We start from the raw sequence: 19,711 nt of genomic DNA on the forward strand, positions 1-19,711 counted from the left end.
CATCCACCGTCTCCCGCCCACTGCCAAGGAGCCTTCGATGCCATTCCTCCCGTCCCGCGCGCACCGTTCCTCGACATTCGCCGCCGCCATCGGCGCGGCCATCGCCCTGCTCGCCGGTGGCGCCGAGGCGGCGGACAAGGTGAAGGTCGGCTTGCTGACCACGCTGTCCGGCCCAGGATCGGGCCTCGGCATCGACATCCGCGACGGCTTCCAGCTCGCCGTGAAGCAGGGCGCCGGAAAGCTCGGCGGCCTGCCGGCCGAAGTGACCGTGGCGGACGACCAGCAGAGCCCCGACGCCGCCAAGCAGACGGCCGACCGGCTGGTCAAGCGCGAGCGCGTGGATTTCATGACCGGTATCGTGTTCTCCAACGTGATGCTGGCCGTCGGGCAGCCGGTGTTCCAGTCCCGCACCTTCTACATCAGCGCCAACGCCGGGCCGTCGCAGTATGCGGGTGCGCAGTGCAACCCGTATTTCTTCAGTGCCTCCTACCAGAACGACAACATGCACGAGGCCGTGGGCAAGACCGTGCAGGACCGCGGCTTCAAGAAGGTGGCCCTGCTCGCGCCCAACTACCCGGCGGGCAAGGACGCGCTGGCCGGCTTCAAGCGGTTCTACAAGGGCGAGGTGGTGATGGAGGCCTACACGCCGCTGAGCCAGCTCGACTATGGCGCGGAGCTGTCCAAGATACGCGCCTCCGGTGCCGACGCGGTGTTCGTGTTCCTGCCGGGCGGCCTGGGCGTGAACTTCGTCAAGCAGTTCACCGGCGCCGGCCTGGGCAAGGAAATGAAGCTCTTCGCACCGGGCTTCTCGGCCGATGAGGACGTGATCCGCGCGGTGGGTGATGCCATGGTGGGCATCTTCAACAGCTCGCAGTGGGCGCACGACATGGACAATGCCGCCAACAAGCGCTTCGTGGCCGACTTCCAGAAGGAATACGGCCGCCTGCCCACGCTCTACGCCGCGCAGGGCTACGACGCTGCCCGGCTCATCGACGGCGCCGTGCGCCGCGTGGGCGGCAAGCTGGAGGACAAGGCCGCACTTCGCAAGGCGCTGGAGGCCGCGCCGTTCGAATCGGTGCGCGGGCCGTTCCGCTTCAACACCAACCACTATCCGGTGCAGGACTACTACCTGCGCGAAGTGGTGAAGGACGGGCAGGGCCGCATCACCAACAAGACCGTCGGCCGCGTGTTCGAGGCGCATGCCGATGCCTACGCCGGCGAATGCCGCATGCCCTCCTGAGGCCGCGGGCCGGTCGCGCGCATGACGGGGCTCCTGCTTCTCGAGCAATCGCTCAACGGCCTGCAGTTCGGGCTGATGCTGTTCCTGCTGGCCGCCGGCCTCACGCTGGTGTTCGGCATCATGGACATGATCAACCTAGCACACGGCTCGCTCTACATGGTGGGTGCCTACCTGATCGCGGCCATCGCCACGGCGTCCGGCTCGTTCTGGATCGGCCTCGCGGGCGGCACGCTGGCCACCGCGGCGATCGGCGTGCTGCTGGAGGTGTCGGTGCTGCGGCGCCTCTACCGGCGCGACCACCTCTCGCAGGTGCTGGGCACCTTCGCGATCCTGCTGATGGCCAACGAGGCCGTGCGCATGGTCTGGGGCTCGCAGCCGGTGCCGCTCAACCCGCCGCCCGCGCTCGCCGGCCCGGTGGAGTTGCTGCCGGGCTTTTCCTACCCGGCCTACAGGCTCTTCATCATCGGCGTCGGGCTGGCGGTGGCGCTGCTGCTCTATGTGCTGGTCACGCGCACGCGCGTCGGCATGCAGGTGCGTGCCGGCGCCTCCAACCGCGAGATGGCGATGGCCATGGGCACCAATGTGCGCCGGCTGTTCACCGGCATCTTCGCGCTGGGCGCTGCGCTCTGCGCCATCGCGGGCGGCATGCTCGGGCCGTTGCTGGCCGTGCAGGTGGGCATGGGCGAGAGCATTCTCATCCTGGCCTTCGTGGTGATCGTGATCGGCGGCATCGGCTCCATCCGCGGTGCGCTGGTGGGGGCGCTGCTGGTCGGGCTGGTGGACACCGCCGGGCGCACCCTCGTGCCGCTGCTCGCCGAGCGCCTGCTGGGGCCCGCCGCCGCGGCGGGCGCGGGCCCGGCCGTGGCCTCGATCCTGATCTACGTGCTGATGGCGGCGGTGCTGTTCTGGAAGCCGCGCGGCCTGTTCCCTTCCCATGGCTGAAAGCACCATGCCACCCAATCCCTCTCAGCCCCCCAGCCTGCTGGACCACGGCCTGCATCCGCGCTGGAGCATCCCGCTGCTGGTGCTGCTGGCACTGCTGCCCACCATCGCGCAGGCGCTGGACGAGGGTTTCTACATCGGCGTCGCGAGCCGCATCCTGGTCTTCGCGCTGGCCGCCACCAGCCTGAACCTGATCCTCGGCTTCGGCGGCATGGTCAGCTTCGGGCACGCGGCCTTCGTGGGCGTGGGCGCCTACGCGGTGGGCATCCTGATGCAGGAGGGCATCGCCTCCGCCTGGATCGCCTGGCCGGCCGCCATCGCCGCGGGCGCGCTGTTCGCCCTCGTGATCGGCTGGGTCAGCCTGCGCACGCAGGGCGTGTACTTCATCATGATTACGCTCGCGTTCGCGCAGATGCTGTTCTACCTGATGGTGTCGCTCAAGGCCTATGGCGGCGAAGACGGCCTCTCGCTCGCATCGCGCTCGCAGGTCGGCCCCTGGCTCGATCTGGCGGATGACGCGCGCTTCTACTACTGCGTTCTGGCGATCTGCGTGCTGGTCTTCGTGGGTCTGGCGCGGCTGCTCAATGCCCGCTTCGGCCATGCGCTGCAGGGCATCCGCGAGAACGAGACGCGCATGGCCGCGCTGGGCTTTGCCGTCTATCGCACCAAGCTCGCGGCCTTCACGCTCGCGGGCGCCATCGCCGGCCTCGCAGGCGCGCTGCTGGCCAACCAGGCCGGCTTCGTCAGCCCCGCGGCGCTGCAGTGGAGCCAGTCGGGCATGCTGATGGTGATGGTGATCCTGGGTGGGGTGGGGCGGCTCTACGGCGGCTTCGTGGGCGCGGTGGCCTTCCTGCTGATCGAGGAGGTGCTCGCGGCCCACACCATGCACTGGCAGTTCGGCCTGGGCGCGGTGCTGCTCGCCGTGGTGCTGGTGGCGCCGAACGGGCTGCTGAGCCTCGCACGGGCCCGCAGTGTGAAAGCGGGGCGGCCATGAGCGCGCGCGTTCTCCTGCGGACCGAGCAGCTGGTGCGCCGCTTCGGCGGCCTGCTCGCCACCGACCATGCGGAGCTGTCGGTGCTCGAAGGCGAAGTGCATGCGCTCATCGGCCCCAACGGCGCCGGCAAGACGACGCTGATCCACCAGCTCTCCGGCACACTCGCGCCCACCAGCGGGCACATCCATTTCGATGGCGAGAACGTCACCGGCCTGCCGATCCATGCGCGGGTGCGGCGCGGGCTGGTGCGCTCCTACCAGATCACCAGCGTCTTTCCCCGGCTGCCGGTGCTGGACAATCTCGCGCTCGCCGTGCAGGCGCGCACCGGCGGCGCCCGCGGCTTCTGGCGCCCGGCGCGCGCGGAGCGCGAGCGCTATGCCGAGGCGCAGGCCGTGGCGGAGCGCGTCGGCCTGGGCGACCAATCGTCGCAACTGGCCGGGGCGCTGTCGCACGGCCAGCAGCGGCAGCTCGAAGTGGGGCTGGCGCTGGCGCTGCGGCCGCGGCTGCTGCTGCTCGATGAGCCCATGGCCGGCATGGGGCCGGAGGAATCCGGGCGCATGGTCGGCCTGTTGCAGGGGCTGCGCGGTGAGGTGACGCTGCTGCTGGTCGAGCACGACATGGATGCCGTCTTCCGTCTGGCCGACCGCATCTCCGCGCTCGTCTCGGGCCGCGTGATCGCCACCGGCACCCCGCAGGAGATCCGCCAGCATCCGGACGTGCGCCGCGCCTACCTGGGCGACGAACTGGAGGAGGCCACGCCATGAGCGCATTGCTCGAAGTCGAAGGGCTGGAGGCCGCCTACGGCAGCAGCCAGGTGCTGTTCGGCATCGCGTTCGACATCCGCGCCGGCGAGGTCGCCACGCTGCTGGGCCGCAACGGCATGGGCAAGACGACCACGGTGCGTGCGCTGCTCGGGCTCACGCGCGCCAAGGCCGGATCCGTGCGTTTCCGCGGCGAGCGCATCGAGCGGCTGGCGCCGGACCGCATCGCGCGCATGGGCCTCGCGGTGGTGCCCGAGGGCCGGCAGATCTTCCCCAACCTCTCCGTGCGCGAGAACCTCGTGGCATTCGCCGCACGCCGCAACGGCGCCGCCGATCCGTGGACGCTGGACCGCGTGCACGCGCTGTTCCCGCGGCTGGCCGAGCGCGCCTCGCACATGGGCGGGCAGCTCTCGGGCGGCGAGCAGCAGATGCTGGCCATCGGCCGCGCGCTCATGACCAACCCGCACCTGCTCGTGCTCGACGAGGCGACGGAAGGGCTGGCACCGCTGATCCGCGAGGAGATCTGGCGCTGCCTGGACGCCCTGCGCGCGCAGGGGCAGACCATCCTGGTCATCGACAAATACGTGCGCCGCCTCGTCCGGCTCGCCGACCGCCACACCATCATCGAGCGCGGCCGCGTGGTGTGGCAGGGCGATTCGGGCGCGCTCGCGGCCGACCCGGCGCTGTGGCAGCGTTACGTGGGCGTGTGACCCTCGCGCAAAAACGATACCGATTTTTCGAGAACCGAACGGACAGGAGATTCGCATGCAAGTCCTTCTTCCCCCCGGATGGCCCCGGCCCAAGGGCTATTCCAACGGCGTCGCGGCGCGCGGCCGCATGGTCTTCGTGGCCGGCATGATCGGCTGGGACGCGCAGGGCGTCTTCCACACCGACACGCTGTGCGGACAGGTGCGGCAGGCGCTGCAGAACATCGTCGAGGTGCTCAAGGAAGGCGGCGCCCGCCCCGAGCACATCGTGCGCATGACCTGGTATGTGACGGACAAGAAAGACTATGTGGCCTCGCTGCGGCAGATCGGCCAGGACTTCCGCGAGATCATCGGCAACTTCAACGCGGCGATGACGGCGGTGGAGGTCTCGGCGCTGATCGAGGACCGCGCCAAGGTGGAGATCGAGGTCACGGCCGTGGTGCCGGACTGATGCGCGGGAGCCCTCGATGGCGATGACCTTCCCGCACGGCTTCGCGAGCCAGGCTGCGATCGACAAGGCCTACGACCCCTTGAAGCGCGCGCACGATGCCGCCGCCTCGAACCGGCACTTCGCCGAACGCAGCGAGGCCACGCGGCAGGCGCTGCCGTACCGGCCTGCCGTGCCCTACGGCCCGACGCTGGCGGAAACGCTGGACATCTTCCCGGCCGACCGGCCCGGCGCGCCGGTGTTCTTCTTTATCCACGGCGGCTACTGGCGTGCCCGCAGCGCACGCGATTTCAGCTGCGTGGCGCGGGGCCCGCATGCGCTGGGCTTCACGACCGTGGTGGTGGACTACGCGCTGTGCCCGGCCGTCACGATCGACGAGATCGTGCGGCAGGTGCGTGCCGCGGCGACCTGGGTGGTGCGCCACATCGGCGAGCACGGCGGCGACCCGGCGCGCATTGTCGTCGGCGGGCATTCCGCGGGCGGGCACCTGGGCGCGATGCTGCTGTGCACACCCTGGGCGGAAGACTACGGCCTGCCTGCCGATCCCTTCGCGGGCGCGGTGCTGGTGAGCGGCCTCTACGACATCGCGCCGCTGCGCTACGGCTACCTGCAGCCGGCGATCCAGCTGGACGAGGGCATGGTGCGCCGCAATTCGCCCGTGCTGCATGCACGGCCCAGCGCCACGCCCGTCACGCTCTGCTGGGGCGGGGCCGAGCAGGACGCCTTCGCGCAGCAATCCCAGGACTTCCATGCCGCATGGCGTGCGGCCGGCAATGCGGCCGAGCTGCATCCGATGCCGGGAGCCGACCACTTCGATGCCGTCCGGGCGTTCGAGGACCCGGCCAGCCTGCCATGCCGTGCCCTCGCGCGCATGGCGCAAGGGTAGGGAAGGGCTCTGGTCAGAGCCTGCGCAGCCGCTGCACCGCCTCGCGCAGCGTGTCGTCGCGCTTGGCGAAGCAGAAGCGCACCACGCGCTGGTCGAACCCGTCGCCGTAGAACGGCGACAGCGGTATGGCGGCCACGCCGATCTCGCGCGTGAGCCACTGGCAGAACTCGACGTCGCCCAGGTCGCTCACCTGCGAGATGTCCACGCACTGGAAGTAGCTGCCCGTGCTCGGCAGCAGTTTCAGGCGCGAGCCTTCCAGCCCCTGGCGGAACAGGTCGCGCTTGGCCTGGTAGAACGCCGGCAGCTGCAGGTAGGGCGCCGGATCGGCCAGGTAGGCCGCCAGCCCGTGCTGCACGGGCGTGTTCACCGTGAACACGTTGAACTGGTGCACCTTGCGGAACTCGGCCATGAGCGGCGCGGGCGCGACCACCGTGCCCACCTTCCAGCCCGTGACGTGGAAGGTCTTGCCGAAGCTCGACACGATGAAGGCCCGCGCGGCCAGCCCGGGAAAGCGCGCGACGCTCTGGTGCTCCGCACCTTCGAACACCATGTGCTCGTACACCTCGTCGCTGACCACGACCACGTCGGTGGGGGCGAGCAGCGCCTCCAGCGCCCGCATGTCCTCGTCCGTCCACACGGTGGCGGACGGGTTGTGCGGCGTATTGATGATGATCGCGCGCGTGCGCGGCGTGAGCGCGGCGGCGATACGGCCGAAATCCGGCCGGAAGGTGCCGGGCGTGAGGGGCACCCGCACCGCCGTGCCGCCCGCCAGCTCCACGTTGGGCACGTAGCTGTCGTAGCAGGGATCCAGCACGATCACCTCGTCGCCCGCCTGCACCACTGCCAGGATCGCCGTCAGGATGCCCTGCGTCGCGCCCGCCGTCACGGTGATCTCGGTGTCCGGCGAATAGGCCCGGCCGTGCAGCGCCTCGATCTTGCGCGCCACGGCCTGGCGCAGCGCCGGCACGCCCGGCATCGGCGGGTACTGGTTGTGGCCTGCGCGCATGGCGCCCGCCACAGCATCCACCAGGGCCGGGTCGCAGTCGAAATCGGGGAAGCCCTGGCCCAGGTTCACGGCGCCGTGTTCCGCCGCCAGGGCGGACATCACGGCAAAGATCGTCGTGCCCACCTGGGGCAGCTTGCTGGGGAGGGTTGGCGTACGCGCGGCAGCGGTGGTGGTCATGTGCGAGGAAGGCAAGGAATCAAAGCTCGTAGTCGTTCACGTGCCCGGTCATCGCGCGGGCCACGAGTTCGCGGTTCAGCCGGTCGCTGAGCAGCTCCGCGAATTTATAGACGAAGTTGCGCAGGTAGGCGCCGCGCTTGAACGCCACGCGCGCCACGCTCTGGCCGAACAGGTGGCCCACCGGCCGCACGACGAGGTCGCCCAGCGGGTCGTCGCGCATCGCCATCTCGGCCACGATGCCCACGCCCAGGCCGAGGCGCACGTAGGTCTTGATCACGTCCGAATCGATGGCCTCCAGCACGATGCGCGGCTGCAGCTTGCGCGCGGCGAAGGCCTGGTCGATCTTGCCGCGCCCCGTGAACGAGGGGTGGTAGGTGATGAGGGCTTCGTGGGCGATGTCGTCCACGCTGATGCGCTCCTGCTGCGCCAGCGGATGGCCCGAGGGCATCACCAGCACGTGCTGCCATTCGTAGCAGGGCAGGGTGACGAGGTCCGGGTAGTCGGCGAGCGACTCGGTCGCCATGCCGATCTCCGCCACCTCGTCGATCACCATGCGCGCCACCTCGTGCGGCGTGGCCTGGTGCAGGCTCACGTTCACCTTGGGATAGGCCTCGCGCAGCTTCGCCACGGGCACCGGCAGCACGTAGCGCGCCTGCGTGTGGGTGGTGGCGATGCTCAGCGTGCCGCTGTCCTGCGCGCTGAACTGCTCGCCGATGCGCTTGAGGTTGCCCACCTCGCGCATGATCAGCTCGATGCTCTTGAGCACGTGCTGCCCCGGCTCGGTAATGCGCTTGAGCCGCTTGCCGTGGCGCGCGAAGATGTCCACGCCCAGCTCGTCTTCCAGTTCGATGATGGCCTTGGACACCCCGGGCTGCGAGGTGTGGAGCGCCTTGGCGGCTTCCGTCAGGTTGAGGTTGCGGCGGGCGGCTTCCTGGACGAAGCGGAACTGGTGCAGGTTCATATCTGATTGCTGCTAAGGATTTCTTTGATTATGCGGCAATCGTCTAAGCCATTGGCGTGACCCGCTCGCAAAAATGCGCTGCGCTGCGCCGTGGGGGCGCCCACTGGCAGCGCTTCACCCCTGCGTGGCGGTCTCGGCCGATGCGATCTCCGCCATCAGCGCCGTCATACGCACATCCTCGCCGATGGCTCCTTGCACGGTGATGGCCATGTCCGGGTGCTCGGCGCGCAGCGCCTGCACGAGCTGCGGCAGATCCTCGCGCGCATGCTTGCCGGTGCCCAGGAACATCGGCACCACGGTGAGGCGGCGCACGCCGCGCGCCGCCAGCCCGCGCACCGCCGTGGGCAGGTCGGGCTCGGCGAGTTCGAGGTAGGCGCAGCGCACCTCCAGCCCGGGCGCCTGCTGCCGCATGCGGGCCTCCACGGCCTCGATCGGGGCGCGCCAGAGCGGGTCGCGCGAGCCGTGGGCGAACAGCACCACGCCGCGGAGGGCATCGGCCCCGGATGTGTCGTGTGCCATGTTCATCGCCTCAGCACCAGCCAGCCGAATGCCCCGAGGGACAGCAGCGAATAGATGATGCCCGGCGCGGCCGCGGTGAGCCAGGGCGACCAGTTCTGCAGGTTGCCCGCATAGCCGAACACGTTGTTGAGCAGGAAGAAGCTGATCCCCGCCATCACCCCTCCGAACACGTAGCCGGCGATGCCGCCGGAGCGGAAGTGCAGGTAGGCGAAGGGCAGCGACAGCACCACCATCACCAGGCAGCTCAGGGGATAGAAGACCTTGCGCCAGAACTCGATCTCGTACTTCTGCGCCGCCTGGCCGTTGGATTCCAGGTGGCGGATGTACTGGAACAGGTCGATCGTCGCCATGCGGTCGGGCTTGAGCAGCGACGCCGCCACCATGTCGGCGCTGATGTGCGTGGGCCAGCGGAAGCGGGACTCCTGCAGCCGCTCCACGTGCGCCTCGGCCTCGCCGCGGCGGTGGAAGACACTGCGCTTGACATCGCTCAGCTCCCAGGCGTCCGTCCCGAACTCGCCCGCTGCTGCCTGCAGGGTGGAGGCCAGGCGGCCGTCGCCGTCGAACTCGAAGATCCGCACATTGCTCATGCCGCCGTCGTGCCGCAGCGCGCGCACGTTCACCGCCACGGAGCGGTCGCCCTGGCGCTCCTTCAGCCAGGCCCCCGTCGCGCCGGTGGTGATCTGGCCCAGGTAGCGGGCCCGCACGAGCTGCGCGAGCCGGTCCGTCGCGGGCGCGAGGTAGTCGCCCACGGTGAAGGTGAGCATCACGAAGCCCAGGCCCAGCACCAGCAGCGTGCGCAGGGCGCGCCACGGCCCCAGCCCGCTGGTGCGCATGATGGTGAATTCGGAGCTCTGCGCAAAGCGCGCCATCACGAAGATCGTGCCGATCAGCACGGTGATCGGCAGCAGCTCGTACAGGTGGCTGGGGATGCCGAGCGACACGTACAGCAGCGCGTGCGACATCTGGTAGGCCTGGACGCGTCCCACGTAGCGCAGCTCGTCCACCATGTCGAAGAAGAAGAACAGCGCCAGGAAGCCCAGGGTGACGAAGCCCACGGCGGCCAGGGCCTCGCGGTAGATGAGTCCGCGAATCGTCTTCATGCAGGCCTCCGCGCGCGCAGGGACGGCAGCCGCGGCGACCACCGGTTGTGGCGTGCCACGAGCAGCAGCATCGCCAGCGCCAGCGTGCCGCCGTGCAGCGCGACCATGAAGGCGCCCAGGCTCAGGCGGCCCGCCCCCACCCAGTTCTGTCCGAAGGTCATGAGGTTGTAATAGACCACGAAGGCGAAGAGCGCGAACACCAGGCTGGTGCTGCGCGCGGCGCGCGGGTTGGCGCTGGCCACGGCCAGCCCCAGTACCACGAAGTTGAGCGCGGCCAACGCCAGGCCGAAGCGCCATCCGAGTTCGGCGCGGAACACCGGGTCGCTGGAGGCGAACAGCTGCGCCGTGCTGCGGGTCTTCACCGCGGCGTCGTCGCTGGAGCTGCTGGCGGCGCCGCCGACCCGCGTGCCGTACTCGGTGAACTCGCTCACCTTCAGCCCCGGCTTGTCCAGCGTGGTCTCCAGGCGCTGCCCGTCGCTCAGCAGGGCCATGCGCTGGCTGCCCTGCGTTTCCAGGCGCGCGCTGCGGGCCGAGGTGACGGTCTCGCGGCCGTGCTCGCTGGAGGCGATGAACACGTTGGTGGCCTGCTGGTTGTCAGGCGTCTCGCGGTCGATGAAGAACACGCGGGCGCCGTTGGCCGACTCCTGGAACTCGCCCGGGGCGATGCGGTCGACGTCGCTGCGCTGCTCGTACTGCACCTTGAGCTCCTGGATCTGCTGGTTGGCCCAGGGCCAGATCAGCAGCGCCAGCGTGGCGATCGCCAGGATCACCGGCCAGGCGAAGCGCAGCAGCGGCGGCAGCAGGTGCAGCATGCCGCGCCCGCTCGCGAACCAGATGACCATCTCGCTTTCGCGGTACATGCGCGCCAGGGCGCCGACCACGGCCACGAACAGGCTGAGGGTGAGGATGGTGGGCAACTGGCCGAGCACGGTGAAGCCCATGACGAGCATCACGTCCGAGGGGTTCACGCTGCCGCGCGACGCCTGGCCGAGCGTGCGGATCAGCATCATGGTCATGACCACGGTGACCAGCACCACCAGCGTCGCTCCGAAGCTGCGGGCCAGTTCCTTGCGAATGGATGAATCGAATAACATTGGCTCGAAGGAAAACGCCGATTATGAACTTCGATCTGAAGACCCTGTCCCTGGCCTCCACCGCCGCCGAGAAATGCGACCTGCTCGCCGTGTTGGTGCCCGAAGGCTTCAAGCCCGGCGGCGACGCGCTCTCCGCCCTGGTGGCGCTGGCGATCCGCCAGGGGGACTTCGAACCCAAGCCCGGCAAGAGCCTCGCGCTCTACCAGGCACCCGCCGTCGCGGCGCGGCGCGTGCTGCTGCTGGGGGCCGGCGACGGCGGCGCGCGCGCCGTGCGCCAGGCGCTGGCCGGTGCGGCGGCGCACTGGAAGGCGCCCCAGGTCAAGCGCGCGGCCGTGTGCCTCGCGGCCCTGGCCGACGGCGGCGCGGCAGCCTGCACGGCCGTGCAGGCCGTGGCGGAAGCCAGCTATGTCTATACGGCTACCAAGTCGCAGGCCGAGCCGCGGGCGCTCTCGCGCGTGGTGATCGGCGTGGCCGACGCCGCGGCGGCCAAGGCCGACTTCGCGCGCGGGACGGCGCTGGCGCTGGGCATCGAATACGCCCGCGAATGGGCCAACCGCCCCGGCAACCACGCCACGCCCACCCTGCTGGCCGGCGCCGCCAAGGCGCTCGCCAAGCACGGGCCCATCCAGGTCAAGGTGATGGGCCCCGCGGAAGTGCAGAAGCTCGGCATGGGCGCCTTCCTGGCGGTGGCCAGGGGCTCCGAGGAGCCCCTGCGCTTCATCGAATTGCGTTACCAGGGCGCGAGCCGCTCCGAGGCCCCCGTGGCGCTCATCGGCAAGGGCATCACCTTCGACACCGGCGGCATCTCGATCAAGCCCGCCGGCGAAATGGACGAGATGAAGTTCGACATGGGCGGTGCCGCCAGCGTGCTGGGCGTGTTCCGCGCGCTGGCCGAACTGCGGCCCGCCATCAACGTGGTCGGCCTCATCCCCGCCTGCGAGAACATGCCCGATGGCCGCGCCGTCAAGCCGGGCGACGTGGTCACCAGCCTGAGCGGCCAGACCATCGAGGTGCTCAACACCGACGCCGAAGGGCGCCTGGTGCTGTGCGATGCCATCGCCTACGCCGCCCGCTTCAAGCCCTCGGCCATGGTGGACATCGCCACGCTGACCGGTGCCTGCGTGGTCGCCCTCGGCGGGGTGCGCAGCGGCCTGTTCGCCAACGACGAGGCCCTGGCGGCCCGCCTGCAGGCCGCGGGCGAGGCAGCGCTGGACCCCTGCTGGCGCATGCCCCTGGACGACGAATATGCCGAAGGCCTGAAGAGCAACTTCGCCGACATGGGCAACGTGGCGGGGCGCGCGGCCGGGGCCGTCACGGCCGCCAAGTTCCTGCAGAAATTCGTGGACGGCAAGCCCTGGGCCCACCTGGACATCGCGGGCACGGCGTGGAAGAGCGGCGGCGCCAAGGGGGCCACCGGCCGCCCCGTGGGCCTGCTGGTGCAGTTCCTGCTCGACTCCGCGCAGGCCTCGGCGTCCCGTGCGCGCTCCGGTGCGGCCGTGGCGCCGGCCTCCGGCGCGGGCCGGGCACGCAGCGCGGCCCGCGCCGCCTGAACGCGGATGCCGCCGCCGCGCCCCTGGATCCCGGCATGACCGAGATCGCCTTCCACTTCAACGCGCCCGACAAGCTGGCCTATGCGTGCCGGTTTGCGCGCAAGGCCCTGCGCAACGACGCGCTCCTGGTGATCACCGGGCCCGCGCCCGTGCTCGACGCGATGGACCGCGCGCTGTGGGCCCTGAGCCCGCAGGACTTCCTGGCGCACTGCCGCCAGGAAGACGAGCCCGAATTGCGCGAGGCCTCGCCCGTCCTGCTGGCGGCCGACCCGCGCACCGTCGCGCGCCCCGATGTCCTGCTGAACCTCGGGGCCTCCGTGCCCGAGGGGTTCGAGCGCTTCGCGCGGCTCGTCGAGGTGGTGAGCGCGCACGACGAGGGGGACCGGGCCGGCGCGCGCGAGCGTTGGCGGCACTACGCGCAGCGGGGCTACGGCATCGTCCGCCATGACCTGGTGCTGAAGGGAGGCTGAGCCATGCCCGTGCCGCCGAAGCAGCCCCCCAGATTCGTGCCGACGCTCACCGATGTGGTGCAGGTGACCGAGGCCGCCGTGCCCGGGGGCGGCCCGCTGCCGGGCGCGCAGTCGCCGGTTCCTGTTCCGGCCATGGTGCCGTGGCCGGCGATGCCGCCAGTGGGCGAACCGGTTCCTGCCACGGCCCCGGCGGGCCATCTTCCCGCCGCCGCCCTGGCCGCCGCTCCCGGCCCGGTACTCGCCGCGCCGGTGCCTGCAGCGCCTCCATCCTCTCCCCCGTCTTCGCAGTCCGTGCCGGCCCCCGATTTCTCGGGCATCGAGGAGGTGGTCATCCACCGCATCATTCAGCGCGTGGACGTGGTGCTGGACCAGCGCCTGCGCGAGGCCATCGCCACGGTGGTCCAGGAGCAGACCCGCTCCATGGTGCCGCGCCTGCGCGAAGAGGTGGAATCCGTCGTGCGCCATGCCGTGTACGAAGCCGTGGCGGACGAACTGGCCTCGCCCGGCAGCCCCTCGCAACGCTGAGGCCGGGCGCCCTTGGGCGCGTCCCTAGGGGTAACTCCCTGTGGTTTTCGGTCACTTTCCCTCGCATCTACGGGTGCCCTGGCCCATAAATTGCGATATGTTTCCGGCGCTGGGGGAAAAAACAAAGGTTCTCAGCGATCACCCTTTATGGAGATTCATATGCAATTGAAGTTGAAACTGACCGTGGTTGCCGCTATCGCGGCGTTTGCCGGTGTCGCCTCTGCACAAGAACAGGTGGTGAAGATCGGCCACGTGGGACCGGTTTCTGGCCCTCAGGCTCACTACGGCAAGGACAACGAAAACGGCGCCCGCATGGCCGTCGAGGAACTGAATGCCCAGGGAGTCACGATCGGCGGCAAGAAGATCAAGTTCGAATTGCAGGCTGAAGACGACGCTGCAGATCCGAAGCAGGGCACGGCCGCTGCCCAGAAGCTGTGCGACGCCAAGGTCGCCGGCGTGGTGGGCCACCTGAACTCCGGCACCACGATCCCCGCATCGAAGGTGTACAACGACTGCGGCATCCCGCACGTCACCGGCGCCGCCACCAACCCCAACCTGACCAAGCCGGGCTACAAGACCACGTTCCGCATCATCGCGAACGACAACGCGCTGGGCGCCGGCCTGGCCGCCTACGCGGCCGACACGCTGAAGCTCAAGACCGTCGCCATCATCGACGACCGCACGGCCTACGGCCAGGGCGTGGCCGACGTGTTCAAGAAGACCGCCGCCACCAAGGGCATCAAGGTGGTGGACGAGCAGTTCACGACCGACAAGGCCACCGACTTCATGGCCATCCTGACGGCCATCAAGTCCAAGAACCCCGACGCCATCTTCTACGGCGGCATGGACCCGCAGGCCGGCCCCATGCTGCGCCAGATGGAACAGCTGGGCATGGCCAACGTGAAGTACTTCGGCGGCGACGGCATCTGCACGGCCGAAGTGGCCAAGCTGGCCGCCGGTGCCAAGACCCTGGCGAACGTGATCTGCGCCGAAGGCGGCGCCTCGCTGGCCAAGATGCCCGGCGGCACGGCCTGGAAGGCCAAGTACGACGCCAAGTACCCCGGCCAGTTCCAGGTGTACAGCCCCTACACCTACGACGCCACCATGCTGCTGGTCGATGCCATGAAGCGTGCCAACTCCTGGGATCCGAAGGTGTACATCCCCGAGCTGCAGAAGTCGAACTACAAGGGCGTGACGGCCAACATCGCCTTCGAGCCCAACGGCGAGCTGAAGAACCCCGCCATCACCCTGTACACGTACAAGGACGGCAAGAAGACGCCCCTGAACTGATACTGCACGCCCGTTTCAGCGACAAGGCCTCCGCGCGCGGAGGCCTTTTTTCATTTCCGCAGGGGCGCCGCTGCAGATAAGATGCGGGCATCCATTGACTCACCCGGTTCAGCTTGAGAGGTTGTCGGTTTTCCCGACATGCCCGATCTCTCCGCTGCCGCGCAAGGCTTCCTGCTGGCCCTGGGCCTTTTCATTTGTCCTGGCCCCAAGGACGTTCTGGTCTTTCGCGAGGCACTCCTGGGACGCTCCCGGACGGTGCTCGTCGCCATCGGCAGCGGCAGCGACCTGGTCCTGATTGCCGTGGGCGTTTCGGGTGTCTCCGCTGCGCTCAAGGCCTTTCCCGCTCTCCAGGTGCTCCTGCAGGCCGCAGGTGTCGTCCTGCTCGTCGGCCACGCCGTGCACGCGGCGCGTGCGGCATCCAGAGGGTCTGCCGGTGCCCCGGTCCTTGCGGCCCGGGCCGGCGACGGGAGCTGGGTGCGTCGCCTCCTGGTGATGTCCCTGGGCAATCCTGCTTCCTGGCTCGACACCGTGGTCATCCTGGGATCGGTGGGGGCCACGCTTCCTGCTTCGGCCAGCGTGACGTTCTCCGCCGGTGCCGTATGCGCGTCCATCGTGTGGTTCACCGCGTGGGTCTCGCTGGCCAGAGGTGCCAGCCACTGGCTGGCTTCGCCAAGGAGCTGGCGGATCGTGGATGCAGTGACGGCGATCGCCATGCTCGGCATGGCGCTCTGGCTGGCCGCGGACCTCGTTGCCGGGCTCTGACCGCCCTGGAGCCGCGCATGGGCCGCGCCCCACCCACCTGGACTCGCGCCGGTGCAGGCGGCAAGGCGCGCGGCCGTCCATCAAGGCGATCGGGGCCTGAAGAAAGCGGCCGCCAGGTCGTTGCCTGGCGCCGCATGCGGCGGCGTTGGCCGCTGGGGCGATCGTCCATGGGCTCGAGGCTTCCCCAGCTCGACAGGGGGGCCGACATACACGGCGCGGGGCCTGATCAGTCCGGGTTGCCCGCGTTGCTCCAGTCCGTGGGCAATCCACCCGATCGAGCGGCCCAGCGCGAAAAGGCCGAACGCGGCACCCATGGGGAGCCGTAGATGCCTGCGCAACGCCACGAGTGCGAGGTCCATCGACGGCTTCTGGCCCACCAGCGCCGTCCCGGCATCGATCATGCGTGCCCATGGGGGATGGCGCGGCATAAGGCGCGCCAGCAGGTAAGCCGCGCGCGCATCGCCGTCGGGATAGAGCGAATGCCCGAAGCCCGGCAAATCGTCGCCCCTCGAAAGCCGGTCCCGCATCCTGCGTTCGATATCCCGCGTACCGAGCTCATCCCACAACGCCTCGACGCGCGCAGTGGTCGCGCCGTGCCGTCCTCCGGACAGCCCGGCCAGGCCGCCGATCACGACGGCCCGCAGGCTCGCGTCGGTCGAGGCCACGCAACGGCCCGTGAAGGTGGATGCATTGAGTTCGTGGTCCGCGCCCAGCACGAGGGCCTTCCTGATCAGCTCGGCGCCCGCAGGGTCCAAACCCCATGCCCGCGCGCATTGCTCGTGGATCGGCCTCGTGTCGGGACGGGTGCGCAACAGGCAGGCAGCCAGGATCCGCACCAGATCTCCGCAGCCTTGCGCCTGCCGCCCGGCCGCCTTCTGCCAGATGGCGGTGGACGCGTCGTCGCTCGCGACGGCGAAAAGCGGCAGGAGGGCTTCCTCGGCACGCTGAGCCTGGTAGTGCCTGAAGAGCGATCGCAAGACGGCAGGCGCGGCGGCAGCCCGGGGGCCGAAGGCCGCCTGCCTGTGGCATTGCCAGAGCAGCGCCGCGACGTCCTCGAGGCTCGCATGGTCGGCGAGCCCCAGTGCGTCCACGCCGCGATAGAAGAGCCGCCCGCCATCGATCAGCGTGATGCCCGATTCGAGCACGGGCGTGCCCCAGTTCAGTGCAGCCTTCGCCACTTCCTTCGGCTTGCGGCCGCGTGCGCGCTGTGCCGCGAACCTGTCGATATCGGCCGCGAGATAACGGCTTTCGCGTGGATTGTCGCCGTGCTCGGCATGCAGCAGGCCGCGGCTGACGTACGCGTAGAGCGTTTGCCGCGACACCCCGAGCCTTGCCGCGGCTTCGGATGAATTGAGGTAATTCGGCATGGCAATCGGGGGGATTCGTTCGATGGGTTGATCAAGATAATCAACATTGACAATCCATGCCAGCCCGCCGATCTTCGCTCCACCTGAACCATCCGAGGTGAACATGCGTGTCGATCAAGTGCCACAAAGTACCGTCGTGGGCGATGAGAGTCCGGCGCCGGACCATTTGCGGGAGTTCTGGGCGTCGCTGGGCGGGGCGTCCCGGTTCCTCGACGCCTGCAGCTTTGCCGGAACGGGGGAACTGTTTTCTCCGTTTCGCGTGACCGACCTGGCAGCGGCGGCCATCGGCGCGGCGGGAACCGCGGTCGCTGAGCTGTTGCAGGCCTCGACCGGCAGGCTGCCGTCCGTCCGGGTCGACCGGCGCATGGCGTCGCTGTGGTTCGGCACGTCGCTGCGTCCGCAGGGATGGACGCTGCCGCCGCAATGGGACCCGATCGCCGGCAACTACCGGGCGCGCGATCGCTGGATCCGGTTGCACACCAACGCGCCGCACCATCGCGATGCCGCGCTGTCCGTTCTCGGCTGCGCCACCGATGCGCAATCCGTCGCGCAGGCGGTGAGCGGCTGGGAGGCCGCTGCACTCGAGGACGCAGTGGTCGCGCGCGGCGGCTGTGCCGCCGTCATGTACTCGCGGCAGGAATGGGCCGATCATCCGCAAGGCCAGGCCGTCGCATCCGAGCCTTTGCTGCACATCCACACGGAGAGCCGCGTCGCGGCGCGCGATTGGCAGCCGTCGCCGGACCGTCCGCTGCGCGGCATTCGCGTGCTCGACCTGACGCGCATCCTCGCGGGGCCCGTTGCGACGCGATTCCTCGCTGGCCTGGGTGCCGAGGTGTTGCGGATCGATCCCCACGGCTGGGAAGAGCCGGGCACGGTGCCCGAAGTCGTCCTGGGCAAGCGCTGTGCGCGGCTGGACCTGAAGAATGCCGCGGATCTCGACACGCTCCGGCGGCTGTTGCGCAGCGCGGACATCGTTGTCCACGGCTACCGGTCCGATGCGCTCGCCCGGCTGGGTCTCGATGCCGCACAGCGGCGCGCGCTGAATCCTGCGCTGATCGACGTATCGCTCGATGCGTATGGCTGGTCCGGGCCGTGGCGCTGCCGGCGTGGTTTCGACAGCCTCATCCAGATGAGCACGGGCATCGCCGAGGCGGGCATGCGCGCGGTGCACCGCGATGAGCCGCTCAACCTGCCGGTCCAGGCGATCGACCATGCGACGGGCTACCTGATGGCGGCGGCAGCGTTGCGCGGATTGACGACGCGGATGGTGCAGGGGGCCGGAACCGAGGCGCGCGCCTCGCTGGGACGTACCGCCGCGGTTCTGCAACTGCGCCCCGGGCGCATGAGCGAGGTGGTCAGGTTGGCGGCGGATGCGCCCGGCGATCGTTCCGGGCACGTCGAGGAAACGTCCTGGGGGCCGGCCGCCCGGCTGCTGCCTCCGCTGGAGATCGAGGGGGCACCGCTCGCATGGCACTATCCGGCGCGCGCGCTGGGCACGGATGCACCTGAATGGCTGTCTTCGAACGAAGAACTGTGAGCGCGGTGAGGAGCGTTGAACAGGTCAGCGGCGGCGCGGAGCGAGGGCGGTAGCGGCGCAGGCCGTTCCCGTCAGCGTCGCACCTGCAGCGCGCCCGGGTTCACGATGTTCGTCGGCGTCCCGCGGATGTAGTTGATCACGTTGTCGAACGCGGCCCCGAAATAGAGCTCGTAGCTGTCCTGCTCCACGTAGCCGATGTGGGGTGTGCAGATGCAGTTTTCCAGGCGCAGCAGCGCATGGCCCTGCAGGATGGGCTCGCTCTCGAACACGTCCACCGCGGCCATGCCGGGGCGCCCGCGGTTCAGTGCGGCGATCAGTGCGTCCGGCTCGATCAGTTCCGCGCGCGAGGTGTTCACCAGCAGGGCGTTGGGCTTCATGGCGGAGAGGTCCTCCAGGCGCACGATGCCGCGCGTCTCGTCGTTGAGCCGCAGGTGCAGCGACACCACGTCGCACTGCGAGAAGAACTCCTCGCGCGTGGTCGCCACCTGCAGGCCGTCGCTCAGCGCCTGGGCGCGCGAGGCTTCGCGGCCCCACACGCGCACGTTCATGCCGAAGGCGCGGCCGTAGCCCGCCACGATCTGGCCGATGCGCCCGTAACCCCAGATGCCCAGCGTCTTGCCGCGCAGCACCGTGCCGATGCCGAAATTGGCCGGCATGGAGGCCGCGCGCAGGCCCGATTGCTGCCAGGCGCCGTGCTTGAGGTTGGAGATGTACTGCGGCAGTCGCCGCATGGCCGCCATGATCAGCGCCCAGGTCAGTTCGGCCGGGGCGACGGGCGAGCCCACGCCCTCGGCCACCGCGATGCCGCGCTCGGTGCAGGCCGCCACGTCCACGTGCGGGCCCACCTTGCCGGTCTGCGCGATGAGCTTCAGCCGCGGCAGCTTCTCCACGAGCTGGCGGGTGATCTGGGTGCGCTCGCGGATCAGCACGATGATGTCGGCATCCCGCAGCCGCACGGAAAGCTGGCCGAGGCCCTTGACGGTGTTGGTGTAGACCTTGGCGGAGTAGGCGTCGAGACGCGCGGCGCAATGGAGCTTGCGGACGGCGTCCTGGTAGTCGTCGAGGATGACAATGTTCATGGAGTCCATGGGCCGCAGGCCGTGGCCGCGCGCAGGCGCCGCGCGGACCGGCACGAAATGGCGATGCAGGTGCGAGAAAAGGGAAGTGCTGCGCCGGCCGGGCAGGGCTCGACAGGGGCGCCGGGCCCGGGCGGCGTGCAGGCGTAGCCGCCATTGTCGTTCATGGTGGGGCCGCCCGGCGCGCGCAGGGCCCCCAAAGCCCCCCTGCCGGGACAAGCCGTTACAAAAACCCGGGCTGCTGCCCGTGCCCCGGAGCACAGGCTTTTGGCGGCCGCCGCGGCGTCGCATGGGTGACG

20 protein-coding genes are annotated in these 19,711 nt (G+C 69.7%); 13 read left to right on the forward strand and 7 right to left on the reverse strand.

Going from position 1 to position 19,711, the window contains the following annotated elements; genetic code table 11:
* Positions 1-37: 37 nt before the first annotated feature.
* Genes ACAV_RS10280 through ACAV_RS10310 form a run of 7 tightly spaced genes read left to right on the forward strand, consistent with a single transcriptional unit; the run spans position 38 to position 5,978 of the window.
* A complete protein-coding gene (locus ACAV_RS10280; RefSeq protein WP_013594507.1) occupies positions 38-1,240 on the forward strand; it encodes an ABC transporter substrate-binding protein in 1,203 nt (400 codons plus the stop codon).
* A gap of 21 nt (positions 1,241-1,261) precedes the next feature.
* Entirely contained in the window at positions 1,262-2,182 is a 921-nt protein-coding gene (locus tag ACAV_RS10285; RefSeq protein ID WP_013594508.1) for a branched-chain amino acid ABC transporter permease, read from the forward strand.
* The gene (locus tag ACAV_RS10290; protein WP_041828713.1) at positions 2,175-3,176 is read left to right on the forward strand and encodes a branched-chain amino acid ABC transporter permease; all 1,002 of its coding nucleotides are present in this window, start codon (positions 2,175-2,177) and stop codon (positions 3,174-3,176) included. Before ACAV_RS10285 ends, ACAV_RS10290 begins: the two co-directional genes overlap by 8 nt.
* Positions 3,173-3,940: an ABC transporter ATP-binding protein gene (locus tag ACAV_RS10295; RefSeq protein ID WP_013594510.1), complete on the forward strand. Its 768-nt coding sequence runs from the start codon at positions 3,173-3,175 to the stop codon at positions 3,938-3,940. The genes ACAV_RS10290 and ACAV_RS10295 overlap by 4 nt, the downstream gene beginning before the upstream one ends.
* Entirely contained in the window at positions 3,937-4,647 is a 711-nt protein-coding gene (locus ACAV_RS10300; RefSeq protein WP_013594511.1) for an ABC transporter ATP-binding protein, read from the forward strand. The genes ACAV_RS10295 and ACAV_RS10300 overlap by 4 nt, the downstream gene beginning before the upstream one ends.
* Positions 4,648-4,702: 55 nt before the next feature.
* A complete protein-coding gene (locus ACAV_RS10305) occupies positions 4,703-5,095 on the forward strand; it encodes a RidA family protein (RefSeq protein WP_013594512.1) in 393 nt (130 codons plus the stop codon).
* Between the two features lie 16 nt (positions 5,096-5,111).
* The gene (locus ACAV_RS10310; RefSeq protein ID WP_013594513.1) at positions 5,112-5,978 is read left to right on the forward strand and encodes an alpha/beta hydrolase; all 867 of its coding nucleotides are present in this window, start codon (positions 5,112-5,114) and stop codon (positions 5,976-5,978) included.
* 13 nt (positions 5,979-5,991) lie between these two features.
* Here ACAV_RS10310 and ACAV_RS10315 read toward each other — a convergent pair whose 3' ends face one another.
* From ACAV_RS10315 to lptF, 5 genes are all read right to left on the reverse strand, one after another.
* Positions 5,992-7,161: a pyridoxal phosphate-dependent aminotransferase gene (locus ACAV_RS10315; RefSeq protein ID WP_013594514.1), complete on the reverse strand. Its 1,170-nt coding sequence runs from the start codon at positions 7,159-7,161 to the stop codon at positions 5,992-5,994.
* Positions 7,162-7,180: 19 nt separating this feature from the next.
* On the reverse strand, positions 7,181-8,122 hold the full coding sequence (locus ACAV_RS10320) for a CysB family HTH-type transcriptional regulator (RefSeq protein ID WP_011796239.1): 942 nt from the start codon (positions 8,120-8,122) through the stop codon (positions 7,181-7,183).
* A 114-nt stretch (positions 8,123-8,236) separates the two neighbouring features.
* A complete protein-coding gene (locus ACAV_RS10325) occupies positions 8,237-8,641 on the reverse strand; it encodes a sirohydrochlorin chelatase (protein WP_013594515.1) in 405 nt (134 codons plus the stop codon).
* Positions 8,642-8,643: 2 nt separating this feature from the next.
* The gene (gene lptG, locus ACAV_RS10330; RefSeq protein WP_013594516.1) at positions 8,644-9,741 is read right to left on the reverse strand and encodes an LPS export ABC transporter permease LptG; all 1,098 of its coding nucleotides are present in this window, start codon (positions 9,739-9,741) and stop codon (positions 8,644-8,646) included.
* Positions 9,738-10,835, reverse strand: a complete 1,098-nt coding sequence (gene lptF / locus ACAV_RS10335) for an LPS export ABC transporter permease LptF (protein ID WP_013594517.1) — start codon at positions 10,833-10,835, stop codon at positions 9,738-9,740. The genes lptG and lptF overlap by 4 nt, the downstream gene beginning before the upstream one ends.
* 23 nt (positions 10,836-10,858) lie before the next feature.
* On the opposite strand from lptF, the gene ACAV_RS10340 reads away from it, so the two are divergent.
* From ACAV_RS10340 to ACAV_RS10360, 5 genes are all read left to right on the forward strand, one after another.
* Complete coding sequence (locus tag ACAV_RS10340) at positions 10,859-12,385, forward strand: leucyl aminopeptidase (RefSeq protein ID WP_013594518.1); 1,527 nt, start codon at positions 10,859-10,861, stop codon at positions 12,383-12,385.
* Between the two features lie 35 nt (positions 12,386-12,420).
* Entirely contained in the window at positions 12,421-12,855 is a 435-nt protein-coding gene (locus ACAV_RS10345) for a DNA polymerase III subunit chi (protein ID WP_013594519.1), read from the forward strand.
* Between the two features lie 3 nt (positions 12,856-12,858).
* The gene (locus tag ACAV_RS10350) at positions 12,859-13,380 is read left to right on the forward strand and encodes a hypothetical protein (RefSeq protein WP_013594520.1); all 522 of its coding nucleotides are present in this window, start codon (positions 12,859-12,861) and stop codon (positions 13,378-13,380) included.
* Positions 13,381-13,539: 159 nt separating this feature from the next.
* Entirely contained in the window at positions 13,540-14,670 is a 1,131-nt protein-coding gene (locus ACAV_RS10355) for a branched-chain amino acid ABC transporter substrate-binding protein (protein WP_013594521.1), read from the forward strand.
* Positions 14,671-14,808: 138 nt separating this feature from the next.
* On the forward strand, positions 14,809-15,432 hold the full coding sequence (locus ACAV_RS10360) for a LysE/ArgO family amino acid transporter (protein ID WP_013594522.1): 624 nt from the start codon (positions 14,809-14,811) through the stop codon (positions 15,430-15,432).
* An 80-nt stretch (positions 15,433-15,512) separates the two neighbouring features.
* Here ACAV_RS10360 and ACAV_RS10365 read toward each other — a convergent pair whose 3' ends face one another.
* Positions 15,513-16,799, reverse strand: coding sequence for a citrate synthase family protein (locus ACAV_RS10365; protein WP_013594523.1), 1,287 nt, complete (start codon positions 16,797-16,799; stop codon positions 15,513-15,515).
* Positions 16,800-16,902: 103 nt separating this feature from the next.
* Between ACAV_RS10365 and ACAV_RS10370 the strand changes: the two genes are divergently transcribed.
* Positions 16,903-18,336 (forward strand): CoA transferase, encoded by a 1,434-nt coding sequence (locus ACAV_RS10370; RefSeq protein WP_013594524.1) that lies wholly within the window; start codon positions 16,903-16,905, stop codon positions 18,334-18,336.
* 71 nt (positions 18,337-18,407) lie between these two features.
* Here the strand turns inward: ACAV_RS10370 and ACAV_RS10375 are convergent, their stop codons facing one another.
* Entirely contained in the window at positions 18,408-19,415 is a 1,008-nt protein-coding gene (locus ACAV_RS10375; protein WP_041829129.1) for a D-2-hydroxyacid dehydrogenase family protein, read from the reverse strand.
* Between the last annotated feature and the right edge of the window lie 296 nt (positions 19,416-19,711).

It is taken from the genome of Paracidovorax avenae ATCC 19860 (assembly GCF_000176855.2).
Lineage (GTDB): Bacteria > Pseudomonadota > Gammaproteobacteria > Burkholderiales > Burkholderiaceae_C > Paracidovorax > Paracidovorax avenae.